Source organism: Pseudomonas sp. RIT-562, assembly GCF_026241895.1.
Classification (GTDB): domain Bacteria; phylum Pseudomonadota; class Gammaproteobacteria; order Pseudomonadales; family Pseudomonadaceae; genus Aquipseudomonas; species Aquipseudomonas mandelii_F.
In genome coordinates this window covers 48,398-75,385 of record NZ_JAPJIV010000020.1, presented here as the reverse complement: position 1 = coordinate 75,385, position 26,988 = coordinate 48,398, and the positions used below count along the sequence as shown (strand labels likewise).

The window sequence follows — 26,988 nt, the reverse complement described above, 5'->3', positions numbered from 1 at the left end:
TCCTTTGAGTTCGTCATTGACCAAACAGCTCAAACCTTACCCAGCTTCTCCTCTTCCAACTGATCCGATTCGAACAACTTGGCCAGTTCCGCCCGAGCTTCCTGCGCCGTCTGCAGCACCTTGGCGGCATCGTCATAGATCGCATGCTGGGCTTCCAGGACCTGCTCGTCGTGATGCTTGAAGCGCTTGATCCGCGCATCGGCCTGGGCTTGGGTCAGGCCCAACCCTACCAGCGTACGACGGCTCATTTCCAGGCTCGAATAGTAGGTCTCACGAATCGCCTCGGCGCCCAGGTCGACCAACCGATGCACGTGCTGGCGGTTACGAGCGCGGGCGATGATCTTGATGTGTGGGTAAAGCTTGTGCACCAACTCGGCCGTCTTGATGTTGGCGTCCGGGTCATCGGTGGCAATCACAAAGTATTCCGCCTGTTCCACCTTGGCGGCGCTGAGGATTTCCGGACGCATCGGATCGCCGTAGAACACCGGCACTCCGCCAAAGCTGCGGGACAATTCGATGGTTTCCACTGAAGTATCCAGAGCAACGAACTTGATGTTCTGCGCGCGCAGGATCCGCGCGACGATCTGCCCCATGCGGCCCATGCCGGCGATCACCACTCGCGGGGTGTCGGTGTCGATTTCCCGAAACTGCTCCGGTACCACCACCGGCTGCACTTTCGGGCTCACCAGGCGTGCGCACACCAGCAACAGCAGGGGAGTCACGGCCATGGACAGGGTGATGGTCAATACCAGCAGGTCGTACAGGCGCGGCTCGAACAGGCCCTGGTCGCGACCAATCTTGAACACGACAAAGGCGAACTCACCGCCGGCCGCCAGCACGATCCCCAGGCGAATCGCACTGACCTTGCCCAGGCCACCCGCCAACTGTCCGACCACAAACAGCAGGGGCAACTTGATGGCGATCAGCAGCAGGGTCAGGCCCAGTACCGTGATCGGCGCACTGAGTAGCAGGCTGAGGTTGGCGCCCATGCCCACGCTGATGAAAAACAGGCCCAATAGCAAACCCTTGAACGGCTCGATTTGCGCTTCCAGTTCGTGGCGATACTCGGAGTCTGCCAACAGCAGGCCGGCGAGGAATGCTCCAAGGGCCATGGACACTCCCACCAGGTCCATCAGCCACGCAGTGCCGATCACCACCAGCAACGCGGTGGCGGTGGACACTTCAGGCAGACCGGTCCGGGCCACTGCGCGGAATACCGGACGCAACAGGTAGCGCCCGCCGATCACCACCACGGCGATACTGCCCAGCACCTGCAACCCGTGATTGATATCCTCGCTGGCAGTGGAGGTGTGATCACCGCCCGCCAGCAGTGGCACCATGGCGATCAGCGGGATCGCCGCGATGTCCTGGAACAGCAGGATCGCAAAGGCCAGTCGGCCATGGGGGCTGGTCAGCTCCTTGCGCTCGGCGAGGCTCTGCAGGCCAAACGCGGTGGAGGAGAGGGCAAGGCCGAGGCCCAGCACGATGGCACTGTTCAGCGGCTGACCGAACATGAACCAGGCTGTCACGCCAATCACCGAGCCGGTCAGCAGCACCTGTGCCAGGCCCACGCCAAATACCGATTTGCGCATCACCCACAGCCGTCGTGGTGACAACTCCAGGCCAATGATGAACAGCAGCAACACCACCCCGAGTTCGGAAATATGGCTGACGCTCTGCGGATTGTCGATCAGGCCGAGCACCGACGGACCGATGATCACCCCGGCAAACAGATAACCCAGCACCGCCCCCAGTTGCAGGCGCTTGGCCAGCGGCACGGTGAGCACCGCCGCTAACAGAAAGACGACGGCGGCTTGCAACAGGTTGCCTTCATGGGGCATGGCTTACTCCAGGACTCGGTACGGCGGGGGGCGACAAGGATAAAGCCTGTAACGGGATGCGTCAGCCACGGGCGGGCATGATTGTATGAATGGAGCATCTTTGCCCACGCCAAGGAATCATCGCGCCCTGAATGAATGATTTTCTCTGCGCGCAGTCGGAGTTCAGGTATTACGACATTTCTGGAGAATCAACCATGAACAGCAAATCCCTCATCGCCGCCCTGGCCATTGCCGCTGGCGTTGCCGGTATCAGTCCCATCGTTCAAGCGGCTGACTCACCTGAAAAAACCGTGCAGCCAAGTGCCACCAATACTCGCGAGCTGAACGTCAATGACCGCGCCCCGGATATCTATCAGCGTCCTGAAAAAGCCCTGAAAAACTGGAAAGCTAAAGGTCTGAAAGCCCCGGTGGAGCAAGCCCAGTGGGTGCAGGTGCATGACAAGTACATGATGGTGATGATTACCAACGGCACGATCGTGGATATTACCCCGGTGGAAAAGTAGGCCAGCGCGCTTGCGCGACACCCTGGTTGCTGTGGGAGCCGGCGCTCCTGCAGTAGATTTTCATAGCGTTCACAGAACTTCACCCTTGTCCCACAAATGCACCAGATCACCTGGCGCCTGGTCCTCTGGCACCTTCATCACCATCCGATCATCCTGCTCGCCGGTGCGATAGTGCACTTCGATTTCATAAAAGCGCTGATCGCCCCGGCCGCTCGGCTGTTCGGCGTAGGGCAGGCAGCCTTGCAGCACGTCGCAGATGCGCGAACGCTGTTCGATATCGCACTGCGCGAATTCGATACTGCGCGGGCGCGTCAGGGCGTGGATGGCCGCGACGCCGCCCTGGCGGGACAGATGGATGACTGCATCGGCACCCAGGGTTGGCAGGGTTTTCATGATGGCTCCCGATTCGTTTCCACACCGACGTCAGACCAGGCCTGCATCACTGCGAGCTGTTCATCCGCGCCAAAGCGCTTCAGCGCCTGCTCAATGGTCAGCGCAGCAAATTCGCTGAACGACGCCTGCGTGCCCAGGCGCGGGTCGCACAACGTGTCGTACCAGATATGGCCGGCTTTCTGCCAGGCGAACCCGCCCAATGCCTTGGCCGCGAGATAAAACGCCCGGTTGGGAATGCCGGAATTGATATGCACGCCGCCATTGTCTTGCTCGGTGACGACAAAATCACGCATGTGGTCCGGTTGTGGGTCCTTACCCAGCAGCGGGTCATCGTACGCGGTGCCGGGGTGGGCCATGGAGCGCAAACCATCACCTTTGATCTGCGGCGCCAGCAGGTCGGCGCCGATCAGCCAGTCGGCTTCCTCGGCAGTCTGGTTCAGTACCCGTTGCTTGATCAGCACGCCGAATACGTCCGATATCGACTCATTCAGCGCCCCGGATTGATTGGCGTAAATCAGCCCGGCCTCACTTTCGATCACGCCATGGGTCAGTTCGTGGCCGATGACATCCAGGGAGCGGGTGAAGCGCTCGAATATTTCGCCATCGCCGTCGCCGAACACCATCTGCGCACCGTTCCAGAACGCATTTTCGTAATCCTGCCCGTAATGCACACTGCCAATCAGGGCAAATCCCTGATTGTCGATCGAATCGCGAGCGTGGACTTTCCAGAAGAAATCATAGCTGGCGCCCAAGGCATCATAGGCTTCGTCGACCGCCGGATCACCCGTCGCCGCCTGACCTTCGACGCGCACCGGCATTCCTGGCAGGAGCATTTTGCCCTGGGCGTCATGAACGCTGCGCTGGACCACGCCGGGCTGAGTGGACGGTGGCAGCAGGGTGGTCGCAGGAGGCCGATTTGGTGGGAGGGGCGTATGGCGCAATGTCCGAACGTGAGTCAGCGTCGCCTGGGCACTCGAACGCTGGCGCTCGGAGCCGTGGGCAATGATGCGGTTGAGGATGTAGGGCGGAATGAAACTGCGCGGTGAGTCGGTCATCAGAGCGTCCTTTCCTGAGTACGAAGTCGATACTCATGTGAACGGGCGGGGCTGTTTCGGTTCCATGGATTGCCAACAGCGGCGAATTCTGCGAAAACGCCCTGATTAACAGCCAACCGAGCAAGATTCATGAACGACGAATTACAGATCATCGACCTGCAGCCGGGGGAGGGCAAGGCTGCCGTCAAGGGCGCCCTGATCACCACTCAATACCGTGGCTGGCTGGAAGACGGTAGCGAATTCGACTCTTCCTACAACCGCGGTAAGCCGTTCCAGTGTGTGATCGGCACTGGGCGCGTCATCAAAGGCTGGGACCAAGGCATCATCGGGATGCGGGTTGGCGGCAAGCGCAAATTGCTGGTGCCGGCGCATCTGGGTTACGGCGAGCGGACCATGGGTGCAATTACGCCGAATTCGAATCTGATTTTCGAGATTGAGTTGTTGGAAGTGTTGACCAGGGACGATTAAAACGCACTCAGCAGTGAATCGCCGATCGAGGCCCGCCTAACCCGGCGCGGCCCCGCCTTCCTGTAGGAGCTGCCAAGAGAAACGAGGCTGCGATCTTTTGATTCTGTTCTTCAAAAACTGAATGCCGGAACCCGCCCATTCAACGACCGCCGGTACACCCACTTCAATCCCCCCACCTCAATTCCCGTGGCAAGCAGTGCCTGCAAGGTGGCTGTGCAAATATCCAACGCCAACCCCTGCCCAGGACAGTGATGCCTACCCGCACCAAACCTGAAACTCTGACGGTTCGCACGATCAAGCAAGAACTGCTCAGGCTCGTTATTTAACATCGGATCCCGATTCGCTGCAGCCAACACCACCAAAATCACATCCCCCGCCGCAAGCCGCACGCCCTCGATCTCGCAGGCCGCTGCGACAAACCGGCGAGTGTTCTGCACGGGTGGATCGAAGCGCAGGGTTTCGGCAATCCAATCGTTGATGTTCGCTGCATCCCGTGGCAGCGCCGGGTGTCTATGCAGCGCAATCAGGGTATTGCCGATGAGGCCAGCGGTTGCCTCGTGGGTCTGAGAGAGCAGCCCAACCAGGTTGGCAATCAACACCGTCTGGTCCGTCGACATTGCAGCGAAGCGCCGGCGGATGTTGGCCAGCAAGGGGCTGCTGTTGTCCGGATCATTCAATAGCTCAACCATGTAGCCGCTGAGTTGTTCGGCTGCCAGTTGCGCCGCCGCCACTTGAGCGTGATCGCTCAAAGGCGAAAGACACGCCACGAACTCTGCCGTCAGCTCGCTGATGATCCGAGCGTGGGCGGGAGAGAATCCCAGCAGCGCTGCGACCACGCACACCGGCCCGCGGAACATGGCATTGTGCAGGCCTTCAGCGTCAGGAGTGATCAGGCGTGCAGTCACCAACGCCTTCACTTCACTGCAATCAAGTGCTGCCAGCTCGGGCTCGATCGCGGACCTGGGGCAGCGCTGCCTTGGCCCTTCGTTCATCCGCATCAGGCGCCCGAACACGCTGCCCGCCATCCCGCCGGCAATGGCCTTGGGCACCGGCTCATCGGTTGGCCGGACGTGACAATCGGGGTGTTCCAGTACCGCCGCAACGGCGCGGGCGCTGCTGGCGACCCACAGGTTGAGCCCCTGGTGAAATGCCAGTCCGCCTGCGGCGCGCAGCTGTGCGTAGTAGGGATAGGGATCGGCGTGGGTTGCAGCGATGATCGGGTCCATGGGTCGCGGCCTTGCTTGATAGGGTGGAAGTGTTGCTACTATCTTCAGTTCAATACAGCCTCGATTCGTCCGGGAGCGAAATATGCACGTACAACAGCACGACGTCGGCGTCTCTCAAGTGGCGGCGGCGATCGCAGAGCCGGCCCGGACGAAAATGCTCTGTTCGTTGATGGATGGCCACGCCCGGACCAGCACCGAGCTGGCGGCAATTGCCGACGTCAGCGCGTCCACCGCCAGCGCGCACCTGGCAAAATTGAAGGAGCTGGCCCTGGTGCGCTTGCACATACAGGGTCGTCATCGTTATTACAGCCTCGCGGACCCACGCGTGGCCCGGGCGTTGGAAGCGTTGATGGTGATCGGCCAGAGTGCGCCGCCGACCTTCAGCTCGCGGACGCCGGATCGCCTGCAATTTGCCCGCACCTGTTACGACCACATGGCCGGCACTCTGGCGGTCCTGATGCATGACCGGATGCTCGAGGCAGGGTGGTTGCTGCTGACCGCTGATCAGGGTTATCAGTTGAGCGCGCGAGGGGAGGAAGCTTTCGAAGGCTTGGGCATCGAAGTCGCAGAGTTGGCCAGCCTGCGCCGGCGCTTTGCCTGTCCATGCCTGGACTGGAGCATGCGTCGGCCACATCTTGGCGGGGCATTGGGCGCAGCTTTGCTGAAAGTGGCCATGGCCCGGCGCTGGGTCACTCAGGACATGGATAGTCGGGCGCTGGCGCTCACGGCAGTGGGGCGCAAGGAGATAAGTCGGCGGTTTGCTGTTGAGCTGCCTCTCGAACCCACAGCACCTTCACAAGCCAAGCGTTCGTCGGCTAACGCACCAAACGCCGTTTAACGACTTGAACCCCGGGCATCGACTCTATACTGTATATCCAAACAGCTAGTGGCGTGCCCCATGGAACTCATCGACAAGCTCAGCATCCTCGCCGACGCCGCCAAGTACGACGCGTCCTGCGCCAGCAGTGGTGCGCCCAAGCGCAGCTCGGAGGGCAAAAGTGGCCTGGGTGCGAGCAATGGCATGGGCATCTGTCACAGCTATACCCCTGACGGGCGCTGCGTCTCGCTGCTGAAGATTTTGCTGACCAACTTCTGTCTCTATGACTGCCAGTACTGCGTCAATCGTCGCTCCAGCGACGTGCCCAGGGCACGGTTCACGCCGGAAGAAGTGGTCACGTTGACCATGGATTTCTATCGCCGCAACTGCGTCAGCGGATTGTTTCTGAGCTCCGGGATCATCCGCTCGGCGGATTACACCATGGAGCAGCTGATTCAGGTGGCGCGGCTGTTGCGTGAAGAACATGAATTTCGCGGCTACATCCACCTCAAGACCATTCCCGAGGCCGACCCGGCGCTGATCGAGCAAGCGGGGCGGTATGCCGACCGCTTGAGCGTCAACATCGAGCTACCCACTGACGCCAGCTTGCAAACCCTGGCGCCGGAGAAACACATCGGCTCGATCAAGGGGGCGATGCAGACCATCTACACCGGCGTGCAGACCGTACTGAACGAGCCGCGAGCGCCAAAATTCGCCCCGGCCGGGCAGAGCACGCAGATGATCGTGGGCGCCGACGACACCGATGACAGCACCATTTTGCATAGTGCCCAGTCGCTGTACGGCAATTTCAAATTGCGCCGAGTCTATTATTCGGCGTTCAGCCCGATACCTGACAGCCCAAAAAGCGTGCCCCTGGCTGCGCCGCCGTTGATGCGCGAGCATCGGTTGTACCAGGCCGACTTTCTGTTGCGCAGTTATGGCTACACCGCTGGCGAACTGTTCAAGGGCCCAGGTCACCTGGCGTTGGACATCGACCCGAAACTCGCCTGGGCCTTGGAAAATCGCGACATCTTTCCACTGGACCTCAATCGCGCCGAAGCCTCGCTGATTTCGCGCATTCCCGGGATCGGCCTGCGCACGACCGAGCGGCTGGTCGAACTGCGCCGCCAGCGCCGCATTCGGTATGAAGACCTGGCGCGCATGCGCTGTGTGCTGGCGAAGGCCAAGCCGTTTTTCATCACCAGCGATTACCACCCACAACAGGCCGAAGTCACCAGTCATCTGCTCTATCAACAATTGCGCGACCGCCCGCAACCCCAGCAAATGGGCTTGTGGGGATGATTAACCTCGATTGCGACGACCTGTTCGACACCTGGCGCCAGCAAGCGCGCTGGCTGCTCAGTCATGAGGTTGATCCGAGCCTGGTGGGTTGGGCCAGCGAGGGCGTGCAGGATCTGTTCGCCAGCGATCACACGTTGCCAGAATCCCAGGGGCCATTTCTGGCGCGCATTCCGCGCACGCTGCTCGACACCCTGGAACAAGCGGCCCGATATCGCGGCGACCAGCGCTGGAGTCTGTTGTATGAGGTGCTGTGGCGAGTCAGCCATGGTGATCGTACTGCGATGATGGCCGGGGACAAGCTTGGCAGTGAATTACAGAGGAGAATCAAGCAAGTACAGCGTGAATCTCATCATCTACACGCATTTGTGCGGTTCGTTGAATTGCCCGGATGCGTAGGCCCCGAATACGTTGCCTGGCATGAGCCCGCCCACGACATACTGCACAGTGCCAGCGTACATTTCATAGGCCGCATGGGGCGACATCGCTGGCTGATTGCGACGCCTCGGGATGGCGTTTACTACGACGGCGAGCAATTGAACTACCTGCGTCAATGCCCGGTGGAATGGCAGCAAATGGCACAGAATGTCGAAGATCCTCACGGTGACATGTGGCTCACCTACTACAGCCATATTTTCAACCCGGCGCGTTTAAATCCCAAGGTGATGGAAGGGCATCTCCCGGCCAGGTTCTGGAAGAATTTGCCGGAAGGGGCGTTGATTCCAGGGCTGATTACCCAGGCACGTACTGGCAAACAGCAGGATGGCCAGGCCAGCGGGATCAAGGGGCGGCAGGGCAAGCGGATACCCCAGCCAACAAAAAGCCCCCCATTGCGTTAACAATGGAGGGCCTGGGTGTCGCAGTGTCAGGTCAAACCTTGACGATCCAGCCAGCAGGCGCTTCGACGTCTCCGGTCTGTACCCCGGTCAGCTCTTTGTAGAGCTTCTGGGTCACCGGGCCAACTTCGGTTTCGCTGTGGAACACGTGCAGATGGTCGTTGTAGCTGATGCCGCCGATCGGGGTGATCACGGCCGCAGTACCGCAGGCACCGGCTTCCTTGAAGTCCGACAGCTTGTCGATGAACACGTCACCTTCAACCACTTCCAGGCCCAGGCGCGATTTGGCCAGCTCGATCAGCGACAGACGGGTGATGCCCGGCAATACCGAAGGCGAGTTCGGCGTGACGAACTTGTTGTCGTGGGTGATCCCGAAGAAGTTGGCCGAACCGACTTCCTCGATCTTGGTGTGGGTCATCGGGTCCAGGTAGATGCAGTCGGCGAAGTGGGCTTTCTTGGCCTGGGAGCCTGGCATCAGGCTCGCGGCGTAGTTGCCACCGACCTTGGCCGCACCGGTGCCTTGTGGGGCAGCGCGGTCGTAGCTGGAGATCAGGAAGTTGTGCGGGGTCAGGCCGCCCTTGAAGTAGGCGCCGACCGGAATGGCGAAGATCGAGAAGATGAACTCGGGTGCGGTACGCACGCCGATGTTGTCACCCACGCCGATCACGAACGGACGCAGGTACAGCGCGCCGCCGGTGCCGTACGGCGGAATGAAACGCTCGTTGGCACGAACCACTTCCTTGCAGGCTTCGACGAACTGTTCTGTGGACACCTGCGGCATCAGCAGGCGAGCGCAGCTGCGTTGCATGCGAGCGGCGTTCTGGTCCGGGCGGAACAGGTTGATCGAGCCATCTTTGCAACGATAGGCCTTCAGGCCCTCGAAGCATTGCTGGCCATAGTGAAGGGCAGTGGAGCCTTCGCTGATGTGCAGCACGTTGTCTTCGGTCAGGGTGCCTGTGTCCCACTCGCCATTACGCCAGTGCGACAGATAGCGCTTGTCTGTCTTGATGTAGTCAAAACCCAACTTGTCCCAATTGATGCTTTCGTTACCCATGACACCCTCTATCACTGAACAACCGCCAAAGCGGTTCAAGGCTTCTGACGTTTTTTTGGATGGGGACAACAATACTTCATTCCGGGACCAATTCGCAGCCCGGACTATCGGATCATTGGCAGATAAATGATGTCGCCCTGAGAATTCGCGAGCAAGCCCGCTCCCACAGTGGATTTGTGTACGACACAGATCAAATGTGGGAGCGGGCTTGCTCGCGAAGAGGCCTTCACCTACACCATCAATTTCCTTGAATCACAGGTGCAACGCGTGCCCCAAAGCGCGCGACGCGGCTTCTTGCACTGCCTCGCCCAAGGTCGGATGCGCGTGGATGGTGCCGGCGATGTCTTCCAGCCGGGCGCCCATTTCCAGGCTCTGGCCGAAGGCCGTCGACAATTCCGACACGCCAACACCCACGGCTTGCCAGCCGACAATCAGGTGATTGTCCCGACGAGCGACCACCCGCACGAAGCCGCTTTTCGATTCCAGGGTCATCGCCCGGCCGTTCGCCGCGAACGGGAAACTGGAAACGATGCAGTCCAGCCCAGCCGCCTTCGCGTCGTCCGGAGTCTTGCCGACGACCACCAGTTCCGGGTCGGTGAAGCATACGGCAGCGATGGCGGTCGGGTTGAACTCACGGGATTTGCCGCTGATCAGCTCGGCAACCATCTCGCCCTGGGCCATCGCTCGGTGTGCAAGCATAGGTTCGCCACTGAGGTCGCCGATGGCGTACACGTTGCGCATGCTGGTCTGGCAGCGGTTGTCGATCTTGATCGACGAACCGTTCATGTCCAGATTCAACGCTTCAAGGTTCCAGCCCTGGGTGTTCGGCTTGCGACCGACGGCCACCAGTACCTGATCTGTTTCCAAGTTCAGGGTATCGCCGCCCGGTTCTATAACTTGCAGCGTATTGCTTGCAGAATCAAAGCCTTGCACGCTGTGCTTCAAGTAAAGGTTCACACCGAGCTTTTTCAGTTCTTCGTGTACAGGTTGGGTCAGTTCGGCGTCGTAGGCGGGCAGAATGCGCTCCTGCGCCTCGACCACGCTCACCTCAGCGCCGAGCTTGCGATAGGCAATCCCCAGCTCCAGGCCGATATAACCGCCACCCACCACAATCAGGCGTTTGGGCACTGAAGTCGGTGCCAAGGCTTCGGTGGAAGAGATGATCGGCCCGCCGATCGGCAGCATCGGCAGGTTGACGCTTTTCGAACCGGTGGCCAGTACCAGGTGCTCGCACTGAATCCGCGTGTCGCCCACGTCAACGGTTTTGCCGTCGATCACTTTCGCCCAGCCTTGAATGACCTGGACCTTGTTCTTCTTCAGCAGTGCGGCAACACCGGTGGTCAGGCGATCAACGATGCCGTCCTTCCACTCGACGCTTTTGCTGATGTCGAGGGTCGGTGCCGACACGCTGATGCCCAGGGCCGAATGCTGGCTGTGATGCTGCGTCTGGTGGAACTGTTCAGCGACGTGAATCAGCGCCTTTGACGGAATGCAGCCGATGTTCAGGCAGGTACCGCCCAGTGACTGGCCTTCCACCAGAATGGTCGGGATGCCCAGCTGGCCAGCACGGATTGCCGTCACATAACCGCCAGGACCGCCGCCGATAATCAGCAGCGTGGTATTCAAAGTGTCCATCTCTTACTCCACAAACAGGGTGGCGGGTTGTTCGAGCAAGCCGCGAACGGCCTGGATGAATTGCGCCGCGTCCATGCCGTCGACCACGCGGTGATCGAAGGAGCTGGAGAGGTTCATCATCTTGCGAATCACGATCTGGCCTTTGACCACCATCGGGCGTTCGACGATTTTGTTCACGCCGACGATCGCCACCTCCGGCAGGTTCAGCACCGGGGTGCTGACAATGCCGCCCAACGCGCCGAGGCTGGTCAGGGTGATGCTCGAGCCGGACAGTTCATCGCGGGCGGCCTTGCCATTACGCGCGGCGGTGGCCAAACGGGAGATTTCGGCTGCGTTGCCCCACAGGCTACGGGCTTCGGCGTGGCGCACCACCGGCACCATCAAGCCGATGTCGGCTTGTGTGGCGATGCCCACATGGACGGCGCCGAGGCGGGTGATGACCTGGGCTTCATCATCGTAACGGGCGTTGATCTGCGGGAAGTCGCGCAGGGCGACGACCAGGGCGCGGACCAGGAACGGCAGCAAAGTCAGCTTGCCACGGGTTGCGCCGTGTTTTTCGTTGAGGTGCGCGCGCAGCTCCTCCACGGCGGTGACGTCGATTTCCTCGACGTAACTGAAGTGAGCGGCGCGTTGCGTGGCGTCCTGCATGCGCTGGGCGATCTTGCGGCGCATGCCGATCACCTGGATTTGCTCTTCGTCGTTACGCTGGGCGTAAGCGGTATTCGCGGTGGAAGCATTCGACTGACCTTGGGCCAGATAGGCGTCGAGGTCTTCGTGCAGCACGCGACCCGCAGGACCGCTGCCACGCACCAGGCGCAACTGGATGCCGAGGTCGAGTGCATGCTTGCGCACGGCCGGGGAGGCCAGCGGGCGTTCGTCGGCTTCGCGAGCCACCATCGGGCCTTGGCAAACGGCTGCCCGTGGCGCTGCAGCTGCGACCGGTTGGCTTGCCACCACAGGTTCAGGTTTCGCAGCGGCAACCGGCGCTTCTTTAACAGGTGCCGGCTGGGCCGACTCTTTAACGTTGCCCGCGCCTTCTACTTCAATGCTGATCAGGATGCTGCCAACCGCCATCACTTCGCCAGGCTGTCCGCCCAGCGCAATCACCTTGCCATGGACTGGCGATGGAATATCGACCATCGCCTTGTCGGTCATGACATCAGCGAGCACCTGATCTTCGACGACCATGTCGCCGACTTTGACGTGCCACACCGACAATTCAACTTCAGCAATGCCTTCGCCAATGTCCGGCATTTTAATAACGTGCGTGCCCATTCAGACCTCCATGACCCGTTTCAAAGCCGCGCCCACTCGGGACGGACCAGGGAAATACGCCCACTCTTGCGCGTGCGGGTAGGGAGTGTCCCAGCCGGTGACGCGTTCGATCGGCGCTTCCAGGTGGTGGAAGCAATGCTCTTGCACCAGGGCGACCAGTTCGGCGCCGAACCCACAAGTGCGGGTCGCTTCGTGAACGATCACGCAGCGGCCGGTCTTCTTCACGGACTTGACGATGGTGTCCAGGTCCAGCGGCCACAGGCTGCGCAAATCGATGACTTCAGCGTCGATCCCGGTTTCCTCTGCAGCCACTTGGGAGACATAGACCGTGGTGCCGTACGTCAGGATGGTCACGGCCTTGCCCGGACGGGTGATGGCGGCGACGTCCAGCGGTACGGTGTAGTAGCCGTCCGGCACTTGCGCCGACGGGTGTTTCGACCATGGGGTTACCGGGCGGTCGTGATGGCCGTCGAACGGGCCGTTGTACAAGCGTTTTGGCTCAAGGAAGATCACCGGGTCATCGTTTTCGATGGAGGCGATCAGCAGGCCCTTGGCGTCGTAGGGGTTGGACGGCATCACCGTACGCAGGCCACAGACCTGGGTGAACATCGCTTCGATACTTTGGCTGTGGGTCTGGCCACCGTAGATGCCGCCGCCGCAGGGCATGCGCAGGGTCATCGGCGCGGTGAACTCGCCGGCCGAGCGATACCGCAGGCGCGCGGCTTCGGAAATGATCTGGTCCGACGCCGGGTAAACGTAATCGGCGAACTGGATCTCGGCCACCGGACGCAGACCGTAGGCACCCATGCCGACTGCAACGCCGACGATGCCGCTTTCGGAAATCGGCGCATCGAACACCCGGGAGGTGCCGTACTTGTTCTGCAGGCCTTCGGTGCAACGGAACACGCCGCCGAAGTAGCCCACGTCCTGGCCGAAGACCACGACGTTGTCATCGCGTTCAAGCATCACATCCATGGCCGAGCGCAGGGCCTGGATCATGGTCATGGTGGTCGTGGTCATGGCGGTTTCCAGCTCGATATTGTTGTTGTGATCGTTCATGTCAGATCCCCAACTCTTGACGCTGGCGCTTCAAGTGCTCCGGCATCTCTTTATAGACGTCCTCGAACATGGTCGCGGCGCTCGGAATCTGGCCACCGGCGAGGGTGCCGTATTTTTCGGCTTCCTTCTGCGCGGCAATTACTTCGGCTTCCAGTTCGGCGCTGACGGCGTCGTGCTCCTCTTCGGACCACTGGCCGATTTTGATCAGGTGCTGCTTCAAGCGCGCAATCGGATCACCCAGCGGGAAACAGCTCCAGTCGTCGGCAGGACGGTATTTGGACGGATCATCGGAGGTCGAGTGTGGACCGGCGCGGTAGGTGACCCATTCGATCATGGTCGGGCCGAGGTTGCGGCGGGCGCGCTCGGCGGCCCAGGCAGAGGCGGCGTAAACCGCGACGAAATCGTTGCCATCGACTCGCAGGGAAGCAATACCGCACCCAACGCCACGACCGGCGAACGTGGTGGCTTCACCACCGGCAATCGCCTGGAAGGTCGAGATTGCCCACTGGTTGTTGACCACATTGAGGATCACTGGCGCCCGGTAAACGTGGGCGAAGGTGAGGGCGGTGTGGAAGTCGGATTCAGCGGTGGCGCCGTCGCCGATCCAGGCCGAGGCAATTTTGGTGTCGCCCTTGATCGCCGAGGCCATGCCCCAGCCCACACCCTGTACGAACTGGGTGGCGAGGTTGCCGGAGATGGTAAAGAAGCCGAAGTCCTTGACCGAGTACATGATGGGCAGCTGACGGCCCTTGAGCGGATCGCGCTCGTTGGACAGCAGTTGGCAGATCAGGTCCACCAGCGGCACGTCTCGCGCCATCAGAATGCTTTGCTGGCGGTATGTCGGGAAGCACATGTCATCAACGTTCAGCGCCAGGGCCTGGCCGCTGCCGATGGCTTCTTCGCCAAGGCTCTGCATGTAGAACGACATTTTCTTCTGACGCTGGGCGACCACCATGCGGTTGTCGTAGATCCGCGTCTTGAGCATGGCGCGCATGCCTCGGCGCAGGATTGCAGACGGCACGCCTTCAGCCCATGGACCCAGGGCATTGCCCTGGTCGTCGAGCACGCGGATCAAGCCCTTGGCCAGGTCTGCCGTGTCGGCCGGTTCAACGTCGATAGGGGGTTTGCGCACCGTGCCGGCATCGGTCAGACGCAGGTAGGAGAAGTCGGTTTTGCAGCCTGGGCGGCCCGATGGTTCGGGTACGTGCAGGCGCAGCGGTTCGTACGCTTGATTCATGGCTTCTACGCTCGATCTTGTGAATTTCTTGTAGTGAGCTGACGGTCTTTCTTCTGTGGAAGAAATCTTGTCCTACAACAATCATAGGCCGGCTCAAGAAGAATATTTCTCTCTGTTTCGTTGCGCCCAAGATCATTTGAGGATAAAAAACCTGCATAAACATAAAAAACAGGTGATTTTGTCTCATGCGCAAACTGGACCGTACCGACATCGGCATTCTCAACAGCCTTCAGGAGAACGCGCGCATCACCAACGCCGACCTTGCACGCTCGGTCAACCTGTCGCCGACACCGTGCTTCAATCGGGTCAAGGCGATGGAAGAGTTGGGCCTGATTCGCGAGCAGGTCACGTTGCTGGATGCCGATCTGCTGGGGTTGCACGTCAATGTGTTCATCCACGTCAGCCTGGAAAAGCAGGTGGAGGAGGCGTTGCAGCATTTCGAGGAGGCGATTTCCGATCGCCCGGAAGTGATGGAGTGTTATCTGATGGCCGGGGATCCGGATTATCTGATCCGCGTGCTGGTGCCGACTATCCAGTCGCTGGAGCGCTTCATGATGGACTTTCTGACCAAGGTGCCGGGGGTGGCGAACATCCGCTCGAGCTTTGCGCTCAAGCAGGTGCGTTACAAAACGGCGCTGCCGTTACCGGCAAATGGGTTGACCCTGGCGACGTGATGTTCAACCTGTAGGAGCCCGGCTTGCCGGCGATGGCAATCTCGCGGACGCTATCGCCGGCAAGCCGGGCTCCTACCAGGGCCGTAGTTTATGTGAGATCGTCTTCGCAGGCCGGCCCCACAAGGGGTCAGAATTTATTCAGGGGGATCTTCAGGTACCTCACACCATTGTCTTCCTCCGGCGGCAAATTCCCGGCGCGCACATTCACCTGAACCGCCGGCAACAACAGCGTCGGCATGCCCAGCCCGGCATCACGCTGGGTGCGCATGGCGACGAATTGCGCTTCATCAATGCCGTCATGAACGTGAATATTGCTTTTGCGCTGCTCACCCACCGTGGTCATGCACCGGGATTCGCGACCTTCGGGCGGGTAATCGTGGCAGACGTACAAATTCACGCTGGCCGGGAACGCCAGCAGCTTGTGGATCGAGGCGAACATCTGGCAGGCATCGCCTCCGGGAAAGTCGCAGCGGGCAGTGCCCACGTCCGGCATGAACAGGGTATCGCCCACCAGGATCAGCGAGCTGTCGATCAGGTAGGCCATGTCTGCTGGTGTATGGCCGGGCACATGCAAGGCTTTGGCCTTGAGGTTGCCGATCATGAATGACTCGTCTGGCGCGAACAGATGGTCGAACTGCGAGCCGTCGACGGCAAACCCGGGCTCCAGGTTGAACAGGCTCTTGAATACGTCCTGGACCTTGCTGATCGACTGGCCGATGGCGATCTTGCCCCCCAGTTCCTGTCGCAGGTAGGGCGCCGCCGACAGGTGATCGGCGTGGGCGTGGGTCTCCAATAACCATTGCACCTGCAACTGGTGGGCGCGGACAAAAGCACTGATGCGATCAGCCTGGACAGTGTCGGTGCGGCCCGCCGCCGCGTCGTAATCCAGGACCGGGTCAACGATCGCGCAGGCACTGCCATCGCCCTCGTAAATCACATAGCTCCAGGTCGATGAGGCGGGGTCAAGAAAAGCTTCAATCAGGGCAGGCATGTTGGCCGGTTCTTCGTGGGACAAGCGTTGAGCGTAGATTCATTTGCCCCTGATTAGCCACCCCTGAACAATTGGTGCAAGGAAAAATCCCTTCGTACCTCTATCCTGTACACCATCGATACCGGGCGTTCCCGGCTTTTCATGGATCACGATTTTTTATGTTGCTGGCAATTTTTTTTGGTGTGGTGATGGGCCTGGTCCTCGGATTGACCGGGGCCGGTGGCGGCATCCTGGCGGTTCCGGCGCTGGTGCTGGGACTCGGCTGGAGCATGACGCAAGCGGCGCCTGTTGCATTGTTTGCGGTCGGCAGTGCCGCCGCGGTCGGGGCAATCGACGGCCTGCGCCACGGGCTGGTGCGTTATCGCGCTGCACTGCTGATTGCCTTGATGGGAGCAATCTTTTCCCCGGTGGGGATTTTTTTCGCCCATCAGCTTTCGGAAAAGGTCCTGATGCTGCTGTTCAGCCTGCTGATGATCATGGTTGCCTGGCGCATGTTGCGCCGGGAACGGCATGAGGCCGGGCCGAGCGACCACGGTCATGCCAACTGGGGCCAGAAAAACTGCATGCTGGACCAGCAGACCGGGCGCTTTTCCTGGACCGCCAAATGCACTGCAACATTGGCGGCGCTGGGCGCGGTAACCGGCGTGGTGTCGGGATTGCTTGGGGTGGGCGGCGGCTTCCTGATCGTCCCGGCGTTCAAGCAGCTGACGGATGTGCAAATGCGCGGCATCGTCGCCACCTCGCTGATGGTCATCAGCCTGATCTCGGCCATCGGCGTGATCGGCGCATTCCACGCAGGCGTGCGGATCGACAACCTGGGCGTGAGCTTCATTGTCGCCAGCATCGTCGGCATGATCATTGGCCGGCGGTTCTGTGCGCGGGTCCCGGCCCGGGCGCTGCAGGTCGGTTTCGCCAGCCTGTGCATCCTCATTGCGGCCTATATGCTGCTGCGCGCAGGCGCCTGAGCGTCTTACACCCTAAGTGGCGGGCCCTGACGCGGCCCGGTCTTACGCCAAATTTGCCGCATCGCACCGGCGGCTCCAAAGCATCTCATAACCGCCTCCAAGGCAGTGTATGAGGCCGCCGGTCGACTTTCGATAATCGCCTCCGACATCCAGTCCCCGCTGCGGAGCGCGTCATGCACAACAACAAGAATTTCAAGCATCGTTACTTGCCTGCCCTTATCGCCAGTCTGTCGGCACTGGGCCTGAGCCCAATGGCCGAAGCCGAGATCGTGCTGTACGACAAGGACCAGACGACCTTTTCCACCGACGGTTACATCAACGCTTTCTACGTCAACAGCGATGTCGACCGTGAGGGCGAGCAGTACGACCGGCGGCAGTCGCGGGTCAAGATGGGCTTCCTGCCCAACTACCTGGGCTTCAACATGGGCAAGCAGATCGATGACCTGAAACTCGGTGCGCGCGCCTCGTTCTGGGTGACCATCAACGACAGTGAAACCAACGGCACCGACACCGCGATCGATGTCCGGCAGTTCTACGGCACGGTCGCCAACCCGGAGTGGGGCGAGGTGCTGATCGGCAAGGATTTCGGCCTGTTTGCCCGGTCCAACATCCTGCTCGACGAACTGCTCGCCGGTTACGGCCAGGTCAGCGATACGCTCGGCCTGGTGGATGGCGGCGGCGTGTCGTTCGGCAATATCGGCAGCGGATATCCGTACCCGTTTCCGACCTCGCAGATTACCTACCGCACGCCAGTGATGGACGGATTGCGGGTGGCGGTGGGGATCATGGACCCGGTCGATACCAACGACAGCAGTCCGACCGGCAAGGCCTACCAGGAAAACCCGCGGACCGAGAGCGAGATCACCTACCAGTTCGACCTTGCTGGCGCGCAGTTCTACAGCTGGGTCAACGGCAGCTACCAGACCTCGGACAACACCGATTCCAGCGTCGAATCCGTCACCTCCAAGGGCGTCGGTTATGGCGTGCAGGCGAAGATGGGCGGGTTGTCGCTGACCGGTTCCGGCTTCCAGGCCAAGGGCATCAATCCGTTTTTCACCAACAACGCGGGTGAGCCGACCTTGCGCAACGTCGACAGCGACGGGTACCTGCTGCAAGGTTCGTACAAACTTGGCAAGAACCGCCTGGCGCTGTCCTACGGCAAGACCAAGGACGACGGCAACGGAGTGGTTGGCAGCGGAGCAGACTACGAGACTCGCGGCATTGCCCTGTTCCACGACGTCAACAGCAACCTCAAGCTGGTGGCCGAGTACAACCAGTTTGAAATCAACGGCCACGACACCAGTACGCAAAACGAAGATACCGACACGTTCGCGGTGGGGGCGGTGTTGACCTGGTAAACCCGTAATAACTGGGCTTGCGCAGAACCCTGTAGCAGCTGCCGAAGCCTACGTCGGGTCGGGCAGGGGCCCCTTTGTAGCAGCTGCCGAGGCACGAAGGCTGCGTCGCGTGTCCGCAGGACCGCCCTAGGGGGCTGCTTCGCAGCCCAACGCAGCCTCGTGCCTCGGCAGCTGCTACGAAAAGCCCATACGCCCCTGGTAGATTCGAGGGATCTCTAATCCCATCGAAGCGCCTACCCGCTACCCAAGTAGCATAGGTTGCCACCTGCCGCGTTCGTACACTCGTCGCTCATACACGCGCACCTGCGGGAGGCGACAATGCAGCAGGTTCAGAGTGACGGAGTGGTCAGTGCAATGTCCCAGGCCACGGACGCCCAGCAGGTGGCCCAGGAACTGGCGCGGCAGTTGTTGCATCCGCACCTGGGCTTCGTGCTGTTCTTCTGTTCCGCCGAGTACGATTTGCAAGCGCTGGGCCAGGCGTTGCAGCAGAGCTTCGGCGGGATTCGCCTGGTGGGTTGTACCAGCGCCGGGGAAATCACCCCGCTGGGCTACGGGCGCAACTGCGTGACGGCGGTGGGCTTTGATCATCGACATTTCTCCATCGATGCTGAGCTCATTGATGAGATGGAGCGCTTCAGCCTGATCGACGCCCAGCAGATGGTCGAGCGTCTGGTGAGTGGTTGCCGCAGCAATACCCTGGCGCCGATCAAGGGCAACAGCTTCGCCCTGACCTTGCTCGATGGTTTGTCCAGCCGCGAAGAAATGGTCCTGGCAGCCCTCAGCGCGGCGTTGGGCGATATCCCGCACTTCGGCGGCTCGGCCGGCGACGACAACTACCTGACCCATACCCACGTGTATTTCGGCGGCGAGTTCCACAGCGGAGCGGCGGTGGTGGTGCTGATCAACACCTGGCTGGACTTCGAAGTCTTCACCACCCATCACATCCAGCCGCGGGCCGAGAAGCTGGTGGTCACCGGCGCCGACAGCGCGTCGCGGCGGGTCTTCGAGCTCAACGCCGAACCTGCCGCCGAGGAATACGCCCGCCACATCGGCGTGCCGGTGGCCGAACTCGATCACCGGATTTTTGCCGCGCACCCACTGGCCGTGCGCATCAACGACCAGTACTACGTGCGGGCGATCCAGCAGGTTCACCCGGACCTGAGCCTGAGTTTCTATTGCGCGGTGGAAAACGGCATCGTCCTCACGGCCATGACGCCGGGGCCGATGCTGCCCAACCTGGAAGATTTGTTCGACGGCTTGCACGAGCGCCTCGGCGAGTTGCTGCTGACCCTTGGCTGCGATTGTTTCCTGCGGCGCATGGAGCTGGAAAACAGCGGCAACCTGGAGCAGGTCGGCGCGTTTTTGCGCGATCAGCGGGTGATGGGATTCAACACCTACGGAGAACAGTTCAATGGCATGCATATCAACCAGACCTTCACTGGCGTTGCCATTGCCCGGGGCCGCAACCCTGGACAGCGCTGAACTCCTGGCCCAAATCGCCAGCCTGCAGCACGACAATCACAAACTGCAGCGGATCAACAGTGCGTTGATCGAGCGCATCGAGTCGGGGGTTACTCGCGGCAATGACCCGTACGCGGCGTTCCAGCACTCGGTGGTGCTGGCCGAGCAGGTGCGTGAGCGCACCGATGCATTGAACCAGGCCATGGCCGAACTCAAGTCCGGCAACCATTTGCTCAGCGAAGCGCGCCTGCGTGCAGAAACAGCGCACCAGCATTTGATCGATGCCATCGAGAGTATTTCCGATGCCTTTGTGCTGTTCGATGCCGAGCAGCGCATCGTCCTGTTCAACAGCCGCTTCAAGGCGTTCTGGGCCAATAGCCGGGTGCGCATCAATGCAGGCATGCGCCTGGGCGAGGTCAAGCGACTGATGAGTGCCACCGGCCTGTTCACCGAAGAGCCTCGCGGACATGCCGACGAAAGCCTGCTGTACCGACTGCAGGACGGGCGCTGGCTGCAAGTCAGCGAGCGGCCGACCCAGGAAGGCGGGCGAGTGATCCTGTTCACCGACATCACCGACGTCAAACTCAGCGAGACCATGCGCCGCGAGCAGGCGGTGGCGCAGAAGTCGCACCTGTTGCAGCGTGCGGTCGACAACCTGTCCCAGGGCGTGGCGATGGTCAATGCTGACGGTGTGCTGGAACTGTGGAACCGGCGCTTTCTCGAATTGAGTGGCCTGGCGCCCGTAGCCGCCCATCGGCCGTTTGCCGAAGTCATCGCCGACAGCGAATTGCAGCTGCTGACCCCCGCCAGTCGCGACGTCAACGGGCGGTCGGTGCTGGAATGCGAACAGCGCCTGTACGATGGCCGGGTCCTGGAAATTCGCACCCACCCGTTGCCCACCGGCGGCTTCGTCAATACCTTCACCGACATCACCGAACGCTACCAGCACGCGCAAGCCCTGAGCGAGAGCGAGCGCTGGATTCGCCTGATCACCGATCACGTCCCGGCGCTGATCGCCTACCTGAATGCCGACCTGGTCTATGAGTTCACCAACAAGGTCTACGAGGAATGGTATTGCTGGCCGCGGGGGGTGATGCTCGGCCAAAGTTTGCGCGAAGTGCACAGCGAGCAGCACTACCAGCGCCTGGAAGCCTACGTGGCGCGGGCCCTGGCCGGCGAGAGCGTGACGTTCGAGTTCGCCGAGATCAACATCAACAACCAGGAGCGCTACATGTTGCGTTCCTACGTGCCTAATCGCCTGGCCACCGGTGAGGTGGTGGGGATCTTCGTGCTGATCCGCGACATCACCGAGCGTCGCCGCACCGCCGAGGCACTGCACCAGGCCTATCAAAACCTGGAATTGCGGGTGCGCGAACGGACGGCGGAACTGACCACGCTCAACGACCAGTTGCTGCGCGAGATCGATGAGCGCCGGCGAGTCGAGTCACGTCTGCGTGAGGCCAAGCTCGAGGCCGAACAGGCCAATCTGTCGAAAACCAAATTTCTCGCCGCGGTCAGCCACGACCTGCTGCAACCGCTGAATGCCGCGCGCCTGTTCACCAGTGCGTTGCTCGAGCGGCGCGAGCCGATGGCCAACGAGATCCTGGTGCGCAACGTCAGTAATTCCCTGGAGGACGTGGAAAACCTGCTAGGCACCCTGGTGGACATTTCCAAGCTCGATGCCGGGGTGATCAAGGCCGACATTGCGCCATTTGCCCTCAGCGAACTGCTGGAAAATCTCGCCGCCGAGTACACCCAGGTGGCCCGTAGCGAAGGGCTGGAGCTGCATTTCATCGGCTGTTCGGCGCTGGTGCGCAGCGACATCCAGTTGCTTGCCCGAATCCTGCGCAACCTGCTCAGCAATGCCATTCGCTACACCTGCAGCGGCCGGGTGGTGCTGGGCTGTCGTCGGCATCACCAGCGCTTGTCGATCGAGGTCTGGGACAGCGGCATGGGCATCGCGGAAAACCGTCTGGAGGAAATATTCCAGGAGTTCAAGCGCGGCGACGTGCAACGTCCGGATCAGGACCGTGGCCTGGGTTTGGGCCTGGCTATCGTGGAGAAAATTGCCGGGATACTCGGCCATCGGATTCTTGTGCGTTCGTGGCCGGGCCGGGGTTCGATGTTTGCCGTGGAGGTGCCGATCAGTGCCACTGCACCGAAGGCGCTGGCCAATCCGCTGATGAGTGAGCCGATGCTCGAGCGCCTGCGCGGCGCGCGGGTGTGGGTGCTGGATAATGACGCGGCCATTTGCGCAGGGATGCGCACTCTGCTGGAAACCTGGGGGTGTGTGGTGGTGACGGCTCTGTCGGAGCAGGACCTGGCGCGGCAGGTGGATAATTACCACCAGGACGCGGACCTGTTGATCGCCGATTATCACCTGGATGACGAGCAGAACGGTGTAGACGCCGTCGCCCGCATCAATGCCCGCCGGGCCTGCAGCATCCCGGCCATGATGATCACTGCCAACTACAGCAACGAGCTGAAACTGCAGATCCGCGAACTGGGCCACACCCTGATGCACAAGCCTGTGCGGCCGATGAAGCTCAAGACCGCGATGAGTCATTTGCTCGGCAAGCTGTAGCAGCTGCCGAGGCACGAGGCTGCGTCGGGCCGCGCAGCGGCCCCCGAGGGCGGTCCTGCAAACACAATCCATGTAGCAGCTGCCGAGGCACGAAGGCTGCGTCGGGTTGCGCAGCGACCCCCAAGGGCGGTCCTGCGGACACGCAACGCAGCCTTCGTGCCTCGGCAGCTGCTACAAAAAGGGCGGCTTCAAGGCTGGAGGCTGCGTTGGACTGCGCAGCGGCCTCAAGGGCGGCTCAGCGCCGCAGGTATGAACCGAAATCGATGTCGCCCGCACTCAAAATTGCCTGCACCCGGTTGTGCACGTTGAGCTTGCGCAAAATCGCCGACACGTGCGCCTTCACCGTGGTTTCGGCGATTTCCAGGGTGTAGGCGATCTGCTTATTCGATTCGCCCTTGGTCATGCGCTCCAGCACCAGCAGTTGTTTGCGGGTCAGCGCCTGCAGCAGTTCCGGAGGAAAGCTGGGCGTATCGTTCATCCGCCGGTGGGTCCCGCTCTTCTGTGTGCGGATGATGTCCGGCGGCAGGTACACATTGCCGTTGAGGATCTGCTGGATGGCCTCGGTCATCTGCAGCCTTGGCGAGGATTTGGTGATGAAACCCACCGCGCCATAGGTGATGGCTTGCAACACGATCTGTTTGTCCTGCTCGGCCGAGACGATCACCACCGGAATGGTCGGCGCCTCGTTGCGCAGGTTGATCAGGCCATTGAGGCCGTGCATGCCAGGCATGTTCAGGTCGAGCAGGATCAAGTCGAGGTCGTCGTGGTCCTGGGTCAACAGCAGGGCGCTGTCCAGGTCGGCGGTCTCCATCACTTCACTGCCCGGGAATCCGTCGCTGATGACGTTGTGAATGGCTTCGCGAAACAGCGGGTGATCGTCGGCAATCAGGATTTTGTACATAGCCTTTCACCTCATTATTTTGATTATGGTGGGGCAACAACACGCAAGCGTAAAGGTCAGGGAAAGGGTTCGGGCTGGGCGGGCGTCACGGGCAGGCTGGCTGCCTGCCAGGCGTCCAGGCCGTCGCGGTACCAATACAGTGTCTTATAGCCCAAGGCGGCAGCGCGCTTGACCGCGTTCCAGCTCAACCAGCAGTCGGAACGGCAGTAGAACACCAACGGTTGCGCCCGATCACCCTGGGTCAGTGCCTTGAGGTTACGCGCAAAATATTCATTCCAGGCCGGGGTCAGGTCACCGTCGCCGGTATTGGCCAGCCAGTGGCTGCCGGGCAGGTTTTCGTGAGGCTGGTCTTCGATGAACTTTCCCTGCAGCCATTGGCGGCGGTAGACGTCGATCAACACCGGCCGCGGGGTCTGGGTAAGCAGGGCTTGCAGGGCCACGGTGTCGATGATCGTGGCACCCTGGGCTTGAGCCGGGGTGGGGCTGCGGTACAGGCTGATGCGATAACCGTCGGCGGAGAACAGCGCGGTTTCAGCCTGCGCGGTACTCAGCAGCAGGGCCAGGGACAGCGCAGCGAGTGTGGGACGCAGAAGGCGACGTCGGGCACGGGGCATGGGTGCAATCCTTATAGTTATGCACCCATTACATGCCAGTCCTGGTGCATTGGGAATGCGACGATAGACAGGGAAAGCAGTACTAAAGTAGTAATTTGAACTCGCTCACCTGAATGGCCGGCCATGAATGAATATCCATTGTAGGAGTGAGCCTGCTCGCGATGGCGGATTCATATTCAACATCGACGTCGGCTGAATTAACGCTATCGCGAGCAGGCTCACTCCTACAGGGGTTAGTCTGCGGATTTCCAGTCAAGTTGATTTGCGCAGGGCCGCGTGTTGCGGGTTGAAGGTGAGGACGGCGAGCAGTGCGAATAGCAACGTCAGGCCAATGCACACCGCCAGCGCCAGCGGATTGAACTGCTCGTAAAGCGCAAACCGCACCAGCTCCACCGCGTGGGTGAAGGGATTGATCGCGCACAGCCAATACAGCCACTCACTCGACTCGCGCATTTTCCACAGCGGGTACAGCGCCGATGACAGGAAAAACAGCGGAAAAATCACGAAATTCATCACCCCGGCGAAGTTCTCCAGCTGGCGGATGGCGTTGGACAGCAACAACCCCAGGGCGCTGAGCATCAACGCCACCAGCAGCAACGCCGGCAGGGCGATCAGCAGGCCCATGGCCGGCGGCTGCACGCCGTAAACCCAGGCAATCGCGAGGAAGGCATACACCTGCAATAGCGAAATCAGCGAAGTCGCCAGCAGCTTGCTGCACAGCAGGAAGGTCCGCGGCAGAGGGCTGGTCAGCAGCACGCGCATGCTGCCCATCTCGCGGTCATAGACCATCGACAGCGAACCCTGCATGCCGTTGAACAGCAGGATCATGCAGGCCAGGCCCGGGATGATGTACACCTCGTAAGGGATGTAGGTGTCATAAGGCTCGATGATCGCGATCCCCAGCGCCGCGCGAAAGCCGGCGGCAAACACCAGCAGCCACAGCAGTGGGCGCACCAGCGCGCTGAGAAAACGCGTGCGTTGCAGCACAAAGCGCAGCCATTCGCGCAGCACGATACCGCTGAAGCATTGCCAATACGCATTCATCGTGAAGCTCCCGAACTGGTCAGGCGGGTGAAGGCCGAACCGAGATCGCCGCCGTGCTCAAGGCTCAGCGCATCGGCCTGGCCGCTGGCAACCAGGCGCCCTTGGTGGAGGATCAACAGGTCGTCGCCAGCGTGCACTTCGTCGAGCAGGTGGGTGGTCCAGAGCACGCTGATCTGCTGCTCGCGGCACAGGCTGCGGATGTGCTGGTTGAGGGCCAGGCGGCTGGCTGGATCGAGTCCCGCACTGGCTTCGTCGAGCAGCAACAGGCGCGGCTCGTGCAGCAGCGCCCGGGCAATTTCCACTCGGCGACGGTGGCCGCCATTAAGCTCGCGCACCCGTTCGCCACGCCGCGCGGTCAGACCCTGGCGCGCCAGTTCCGCCTCGATCCGCAGCCCGGTCTGACGGCGCCCCAGGCCATGCAGTGCAGCGTGATAGCGCAGGTTTTGTTCGACGCTGAGGTCCAGGTCCAGAGTGCTCTGCTGGAACACCACGCCCAGCTGCCTGAGTGCCGGGCGCGGGGCAGTGCGCAACGAATGCTCACCCACGATAATGTCGCCGCGCTGCAAGTCGTAAAGCCGGGTGAGCAACGCGATCAAGGTGGATTTGCCGGCGCCGTTGGGCCCCAGCAACGCGGCAAAACGACCCGGCGCCAGGCTGAAACTCACCTGGCGCAGTGCTTCCCGCGCGCCGTAGGCAAAGCTCAGGTCATGGACCTCTAGCGCGTTCATGGCGTAACCACCACGCCCCACGGATAACGCCCGACCTTGACCGACTTGCTGACCTTGAGGCTGTCGATGTCGATCACCGATACATCCCCGCTGACGCCATTGGTGGCGAGCAATTGCTTCTGATCCGGGGTAAACGCCATCTGCCAGACTCGCCGGCCTACCAGCAGGTAATCGAGGATCTCGAAGGTCTTCGCGTCAATCACCGCCACATGATTGGCAGGCCCTAGCGCGACGAAGCCGTACTTGCCGTCGGCGCTGAGCTTGATGCCCACCGGTTGCACTTTGTCCGGGTGCACGCCCTTGATCTGGAAGGTCAGGGTCTTGAGCACCTGGCGGGTCGCTACGTCGAGAATGGTCACCGTGCCACCGATTTCCGCCGAGGCCCACAGCTGCGCGCCGTCCGGGGCAAACTCGACGAAACGCGGGCGCTGGTCGACCAGCGTACTGTCCGCCAGCGTCTGAGTGCTGGTGTCGATCCAGTGCAGCATGTTGGTGGTCTCGCTGGTGTTGACCGCCCATTTGCCATCTGGACTGACGGCCATGCCTTCGGGCTCGACCCCGACGTTGATCTGGCCCAGCACCTTGGAGGTTTCGGTGTCGATCACCGTCACCAGCGCATCGTCCTCGTTGGAAACGTACAGCCAGCGATTGTTGGGGTGCAGGGCGAATTGCTCGGGGTCCTTGCCGGAGGGCAGTTCCTTGATGATCTTGCGCGTGGCCACGTCCATCACCTGCACGCGATCCGAGTCGCTGGCGCAGATGTACAGCAGCTTGTTGTCATGGGACAGCAGCAGGCCCCGGGGACGCTGGCCGACGGGCAGGGTGTCGATGACTTGCAGGGTCTGCATGTCGATCAGGCTCAGGCTGTTGTCCTTCTCGTTGGAGACCCAGGCAGTGCTGGCCGCGGCATGCCCGGCGGCGAGCAGCAGGGCGCATGAGAGCAGGGTGCGGCGCATGGCGGATTCCTTTT

Annotated in this window: 25 protein-coding genes; 10 read left to right on the top strand and 15 right to left on the bottom strand. The window is 61.2% G+C overall.

The annotated features are described in order from the left end of the window. Positions 1-29 precede the first annotated feature (29 nt). The gene (locus ORL50_RS21805) at positions 30-1,841 is read right to left on the bottom strand and encodes a monovalent cation:proton antiporter-2 (CPA2) family protein (RefSeq protein WP_266017933.1); all 1,812 of its coding nucleotides are present in this window, start codon (positions 1,839-1,841) and stop codon (positions 30-32) included. 194 nt (positions 1,842-2,035) lie between these two features. On the opposite strand from ORL50_RS21805, the gene ORL50_RS21800 reads away from it, so the two are divergent. After that, positions 2,036-2,344, top strand: a complete 309-nt coding sequence (locus tag ORL50_RS21800) for an RcnB family protein (RefSeq protein WP_266017932.1) — start codon at positions 2,036-2,038, stop codon at positions 2,342-2,344. 69 nt (positions 2,345-2,413) lie between these two features. Here the strand turns inward: ORL50_RS21800 and ORL50_RS21795 are convergent, their stop codons facing one another. Both ORL50_RS21795 and ORL50_RS21790 read right to left on the bottom strand, forming a co-directional pair. Next, positions 2,414-2,737 carry a protealysin inhibitor emfourin gene (locus tag ORL50_RS21795; protein WP_266017931.1) on the bottom strand — a complete coding sequence of 108 codons (324 nt, stop codon included), beginning with the start codon at positions 2,735-2,737 and terminating at the stop codon, positions 2,414-2,416. Then, entirely contained in the window at positions 2,734-3,792 is a 1,059-nt protein-coding gene (locus ORL50_RS21790; RefSeq protein ID WP_266017929.1) for a M4 family metallopeptidase, read from the bottom strand. Before ORL50_RS21790 ends, ORL50_RS21795 begins: the two co-directional genes overlap by 4 nt. Before the next feature lie 129 nt (positions 3,793-3,921). On the opposite strand from ORL50_RS21790, the gene ORL50_RS21785 reads away from it, so the two are divergent. Next, on the top strand, positions 3,922-4,260 hold the full coding sequence (locus tag ORL50_RS21785) for an FKBP-type peptidyl-prolyl cis-trans isomerase (RefSeq protein WP_266017927.1): 339 nt from the start codon (positions 3,922-3,924) through the stop codon (positions 4,258-4,260). Positions 4,261-4,370: 110 nt separating this feature from the next. Here the strand turns inward: ORL50_RS21785 and ORL50_RS21780 are convergent, their stop codons facing one another. After that, positions 4,371-5,486, bottom strand: coding sequence for a cytochrome P450 (locus tag ORL50_RS21780; RefSeq protein WP_266017925.1), 1,116 nt, complete (start codon positions 5,484-5,486; stop codon positions 4,371-4,373). A gap of 82 nt (positions 5,487-5,568) precedes the next feature. Here ORL50_RS21780 and ORL50_RS21775 point away from each other — a divergent pair, with 82 nt between their 5' ends. The 3 genes from ORL50_RS21775 to ORL50_RS21765 are packed head-to-tail and all read left to right on the top strand — an operon-like array spanning position 5,569 to position 8,441. Continuing rightward, the gene (locus tag ORL50_RS21775; protein WP_266017923.1) at positions 5,569-6,324 is read left to right on the top strand and encodes an ArsR/SmtB family transcription factor; all 756 of its coding nucleotides are present in this window, start codon (positions 5,569-5,571) and stop codon (positions 6,322-6,324) included. A gap of 60 nt (positions 6,325-6,384) precedes the next feature. After that, positions 6,385-7,605: a putative DNA modification/repair radical SAM protein gene (locus ORL50_RS21770; RefSeq protein ID WP_266017922.1), complete on the top strand. Its 1,221-nt coding sequence runs from the start codon at positions 6,385-6,387 to the stop codon at positions 7,603-7,605. Next, positions 7,602-8,441, top strand: a complete 840-nt coding sequence (locus tag ORL50_RS21765) for a TIGR03915 family putative DNA repair protein (RefSeq protein WP_266017921.1) — start codon at positions 7,602-7,604, stop codon at positions 8,439-8,441. Before ORL50_RS21770 ends, ORL50_RS21765 begins: the two co-directional genes overlap by 4 nt. Before the next feature lie 31 nt (positions 8,442-8,472). Here ORL50_RS21765 and ORL50_RS21760 read toward each other — a convergent pair whose 3' ends face one another. From ORL50_RS21760 to ORL50_RS21740, 5 genes are all read right to left on the bottom strand, one after another. Further along, positions 8,473-9,492: a branched-chain amino acid aminotransferase gene (locus tag ORL50_RS21760; protein WP_109630208.1), complete on the bottom strand. Its 1,020-nt coding sequence runs from the start codon at positions 9,490-9,492 to the stop codon at positions 8,473-8,475. 252 nt (positions 9,493-9,744) lie between these two features. Next, positions 9,745-11,127: a dihydrolipoyl dehydrogenase gene (lpdA, locus tag ORL50_RS21755; protein WP_266017917.1), complete on the bottom strand. Its 1,383-nt coding sequence runs from the start codon at positions 11,125-11,127 to the stop codon at positions 9,745-9,747. A 3-nt stretch (positions 11,128-11,130) separates the two neighbouring features. Further along, positions 11,131-12,402: a dihydrolipoamide acetyltransferase family protein gene (locus ORL50_RS21750; RefSeq protein ID WP_266017915.1), complete on the bottom strand. Its 1,272-nt coding sequence runs from the start codon at positions 12,400-12,402 to the stop codon at positions 11,131-11,133. Beyond that, on the bottom strand, positions 12,403-13,461 hold the full coding sequence (locus tag ORL50_RS21745; RefSeq protein ID WP_266017913.1) for an alpha-ketoacid dehydrogenase subunit beta: 1,059 nt from the start codon (positions 13,459-13,461) through the stop codon (positions 12,403-12,405). A 1-nt stretch (position 13,462) separates the two neighbouring features. Further along, positions 13,463-14,698, bottom strand: a complete 1,236-nt coding sequence (locus tag ORL50_RS21740; RefSeq protein WP_266017912.1) for a 3-methyl-2-oxobutanoate dehydrogenase (2-methylpropanoyl-transferring) subunit alpha — start codon at positions 14,696-14,698, stop codon at positions 13,463-13,465. 185 nt (positions 14,699-14,883) lie between these two features. Here ORL50_RS21740 and bkdR point away from each other — a divergent pair, with 185 nt between their 5' ends. After that, positions 14,884-15,372 (top strand): Bkd operon transcriptional regulator BkdR, encoded by a 489-nt coding sequence (bkdR, locus tag ORL50_RS21735; protein ID WP_045057697.1) that lies wholly within the window; start codon positions 14,884-14,886, stop codon positions 15,370-15,372. Between the two features lie 127 nt (positions 15,373-15,499). Here the strand turns inward: bkdR and ORL50_RS21730 are convergent, their stop codons facing one another. Continuing rightward, positions 15,500-16,363 (bottom strand): MBL fold metallo-hydrolase, encoded by an 864-nt coding sequence (locus ORL50_RS21730; protein ID WP_266017909.1) that lies wholly within the window; start codon positions 16,361-16,363, stop codon positions 15,500-15,502. Between the two features lie 158 nt (positions 16,364-16,521). On the opposite strand from ORL50_RS21730, the gene ORL50_RS21725 reads away from it, so the two are divergent. From ORL50_RS21725 to nahK, 4 genes are all read left to right on the top strand, one after another. Continuing rightward, entirely contained in the window at positions 16,522-17,328 is an 807-nt protein-coding gene (locus ORL50_RS21725) for a sulfite exporter TauE/SafE family protein (protein WP_266017907.1), read from the top strand. 173 nt (positions 17,329-17,501) lie between these two features. Further along, positions 17,502-18,686, top strand: a complete 1,185-nt coding sequence (locus ORL50_RS21720) for a porin (protein WP_266017906.1) — start codon at positions 17,502-17,504, stop codon at positions 18,684-18,686. 318 nt (positions 18,687-19,004) lie between these two features. Continuing rightward, positions 19,005-20,168 (top strand): nitric oxide-sensing protein NosP, encoded by a 1,164-nt coding sequence (gene nosP, locus ORL50_RS21715; RefSeq protein WP_266017905.1) that lies wholly within the window; start codon positions 19,005-19,007, stop codon positions 20,166-20,168. Then, positions 20,137-22,731, top strand: a complete 2,595-nt coding sequence (gene nahK / locus ORL50_RS21710) for a hybrid sensor histidine kinase/response regulator NahK/ErcS' (RefSeq protein ID WP_266018005.1) — start codon at positions 20,137-20,139, stop codon at positions 22,729-22,731. Before nosP ends, nahK begins: the two co-directional genes overlap by 32 nt. A gap of 235 nt (positions 22,732-22,966) precedes the next feature. Here the strand turns inward: nahK and ORL50_RS21705 are convergent, their stop codons facing one another. The 5 genes from ORL50_RS21705 to ORL50_RS21685 form a co-directional block, all read right to left on the bottom strand. Continuing rightward, positions 22,967-23,632, bottom strand: coding sequence for a response regulator (locus ORL50_RS21705; protein WP_266017904.1), 666 nt, complete (start codon positions 23,630-23,632; stop codon positions 22,967-22,969). A gap of 56 nt (positions 23,633-23,688) precedes the next feature. Next, the gene (locus ORL50_RS21700) at positions 23,689-24,246 is read right to left on the bottom strand and encodes a PQQ-dependent catabolism-associated CXXCW motif protein (RefSeq protein ID WP_266017903.1); all 558 of its coding nucleotides are present in this window, start codon (positions 24,244-24,246) and stop codon (positions 23,689-23,691) included. A gap of 252 nt (positions 24,247-24,498) precedes the next feature. Next, a complete protein-coding gene (locus ORL50_RS21695) occupies positions 24,499-25,290 on the bottom strand; it encodes an ABC transporter permease (RefSeq protein WP_266017902.1) in 792 nt (263 codons plus the stop codon). Continuing rightward, positions 25,287-26,018 carry an ABC transporter ATP-binding protein gene (locus tag ORL50_RS21690; protein ID WP_266017901.1) on the bottom strand — a complete coding sequence of 244 codons (732 nt, stop codon included), beginning with the start codon at positions 26,016-26,018 and terminating at the stop codon, positions 25,287-25,289. Before ORL50_RS21690 ends, ORL50_RS21695 begins: the two co-directional genes overlap by 4 nt. Beyond that, positions 26,015-26,974, bottom strand: a complete 960-nt coding sequence (locus ORL50_RS21685) for a YVTN family beta-propeller repeat protein (protein WP_266017900.1) — start codon at positions 26,972-26,974, stop codon at positions 26,015-26,017. Before ORL50_RS21685 ends, ORL50_RS21690 begins: the two co-directional genes overlap by 4 nt. Positions 26,975-26,988: the final 14 nt, after the last annotated feature.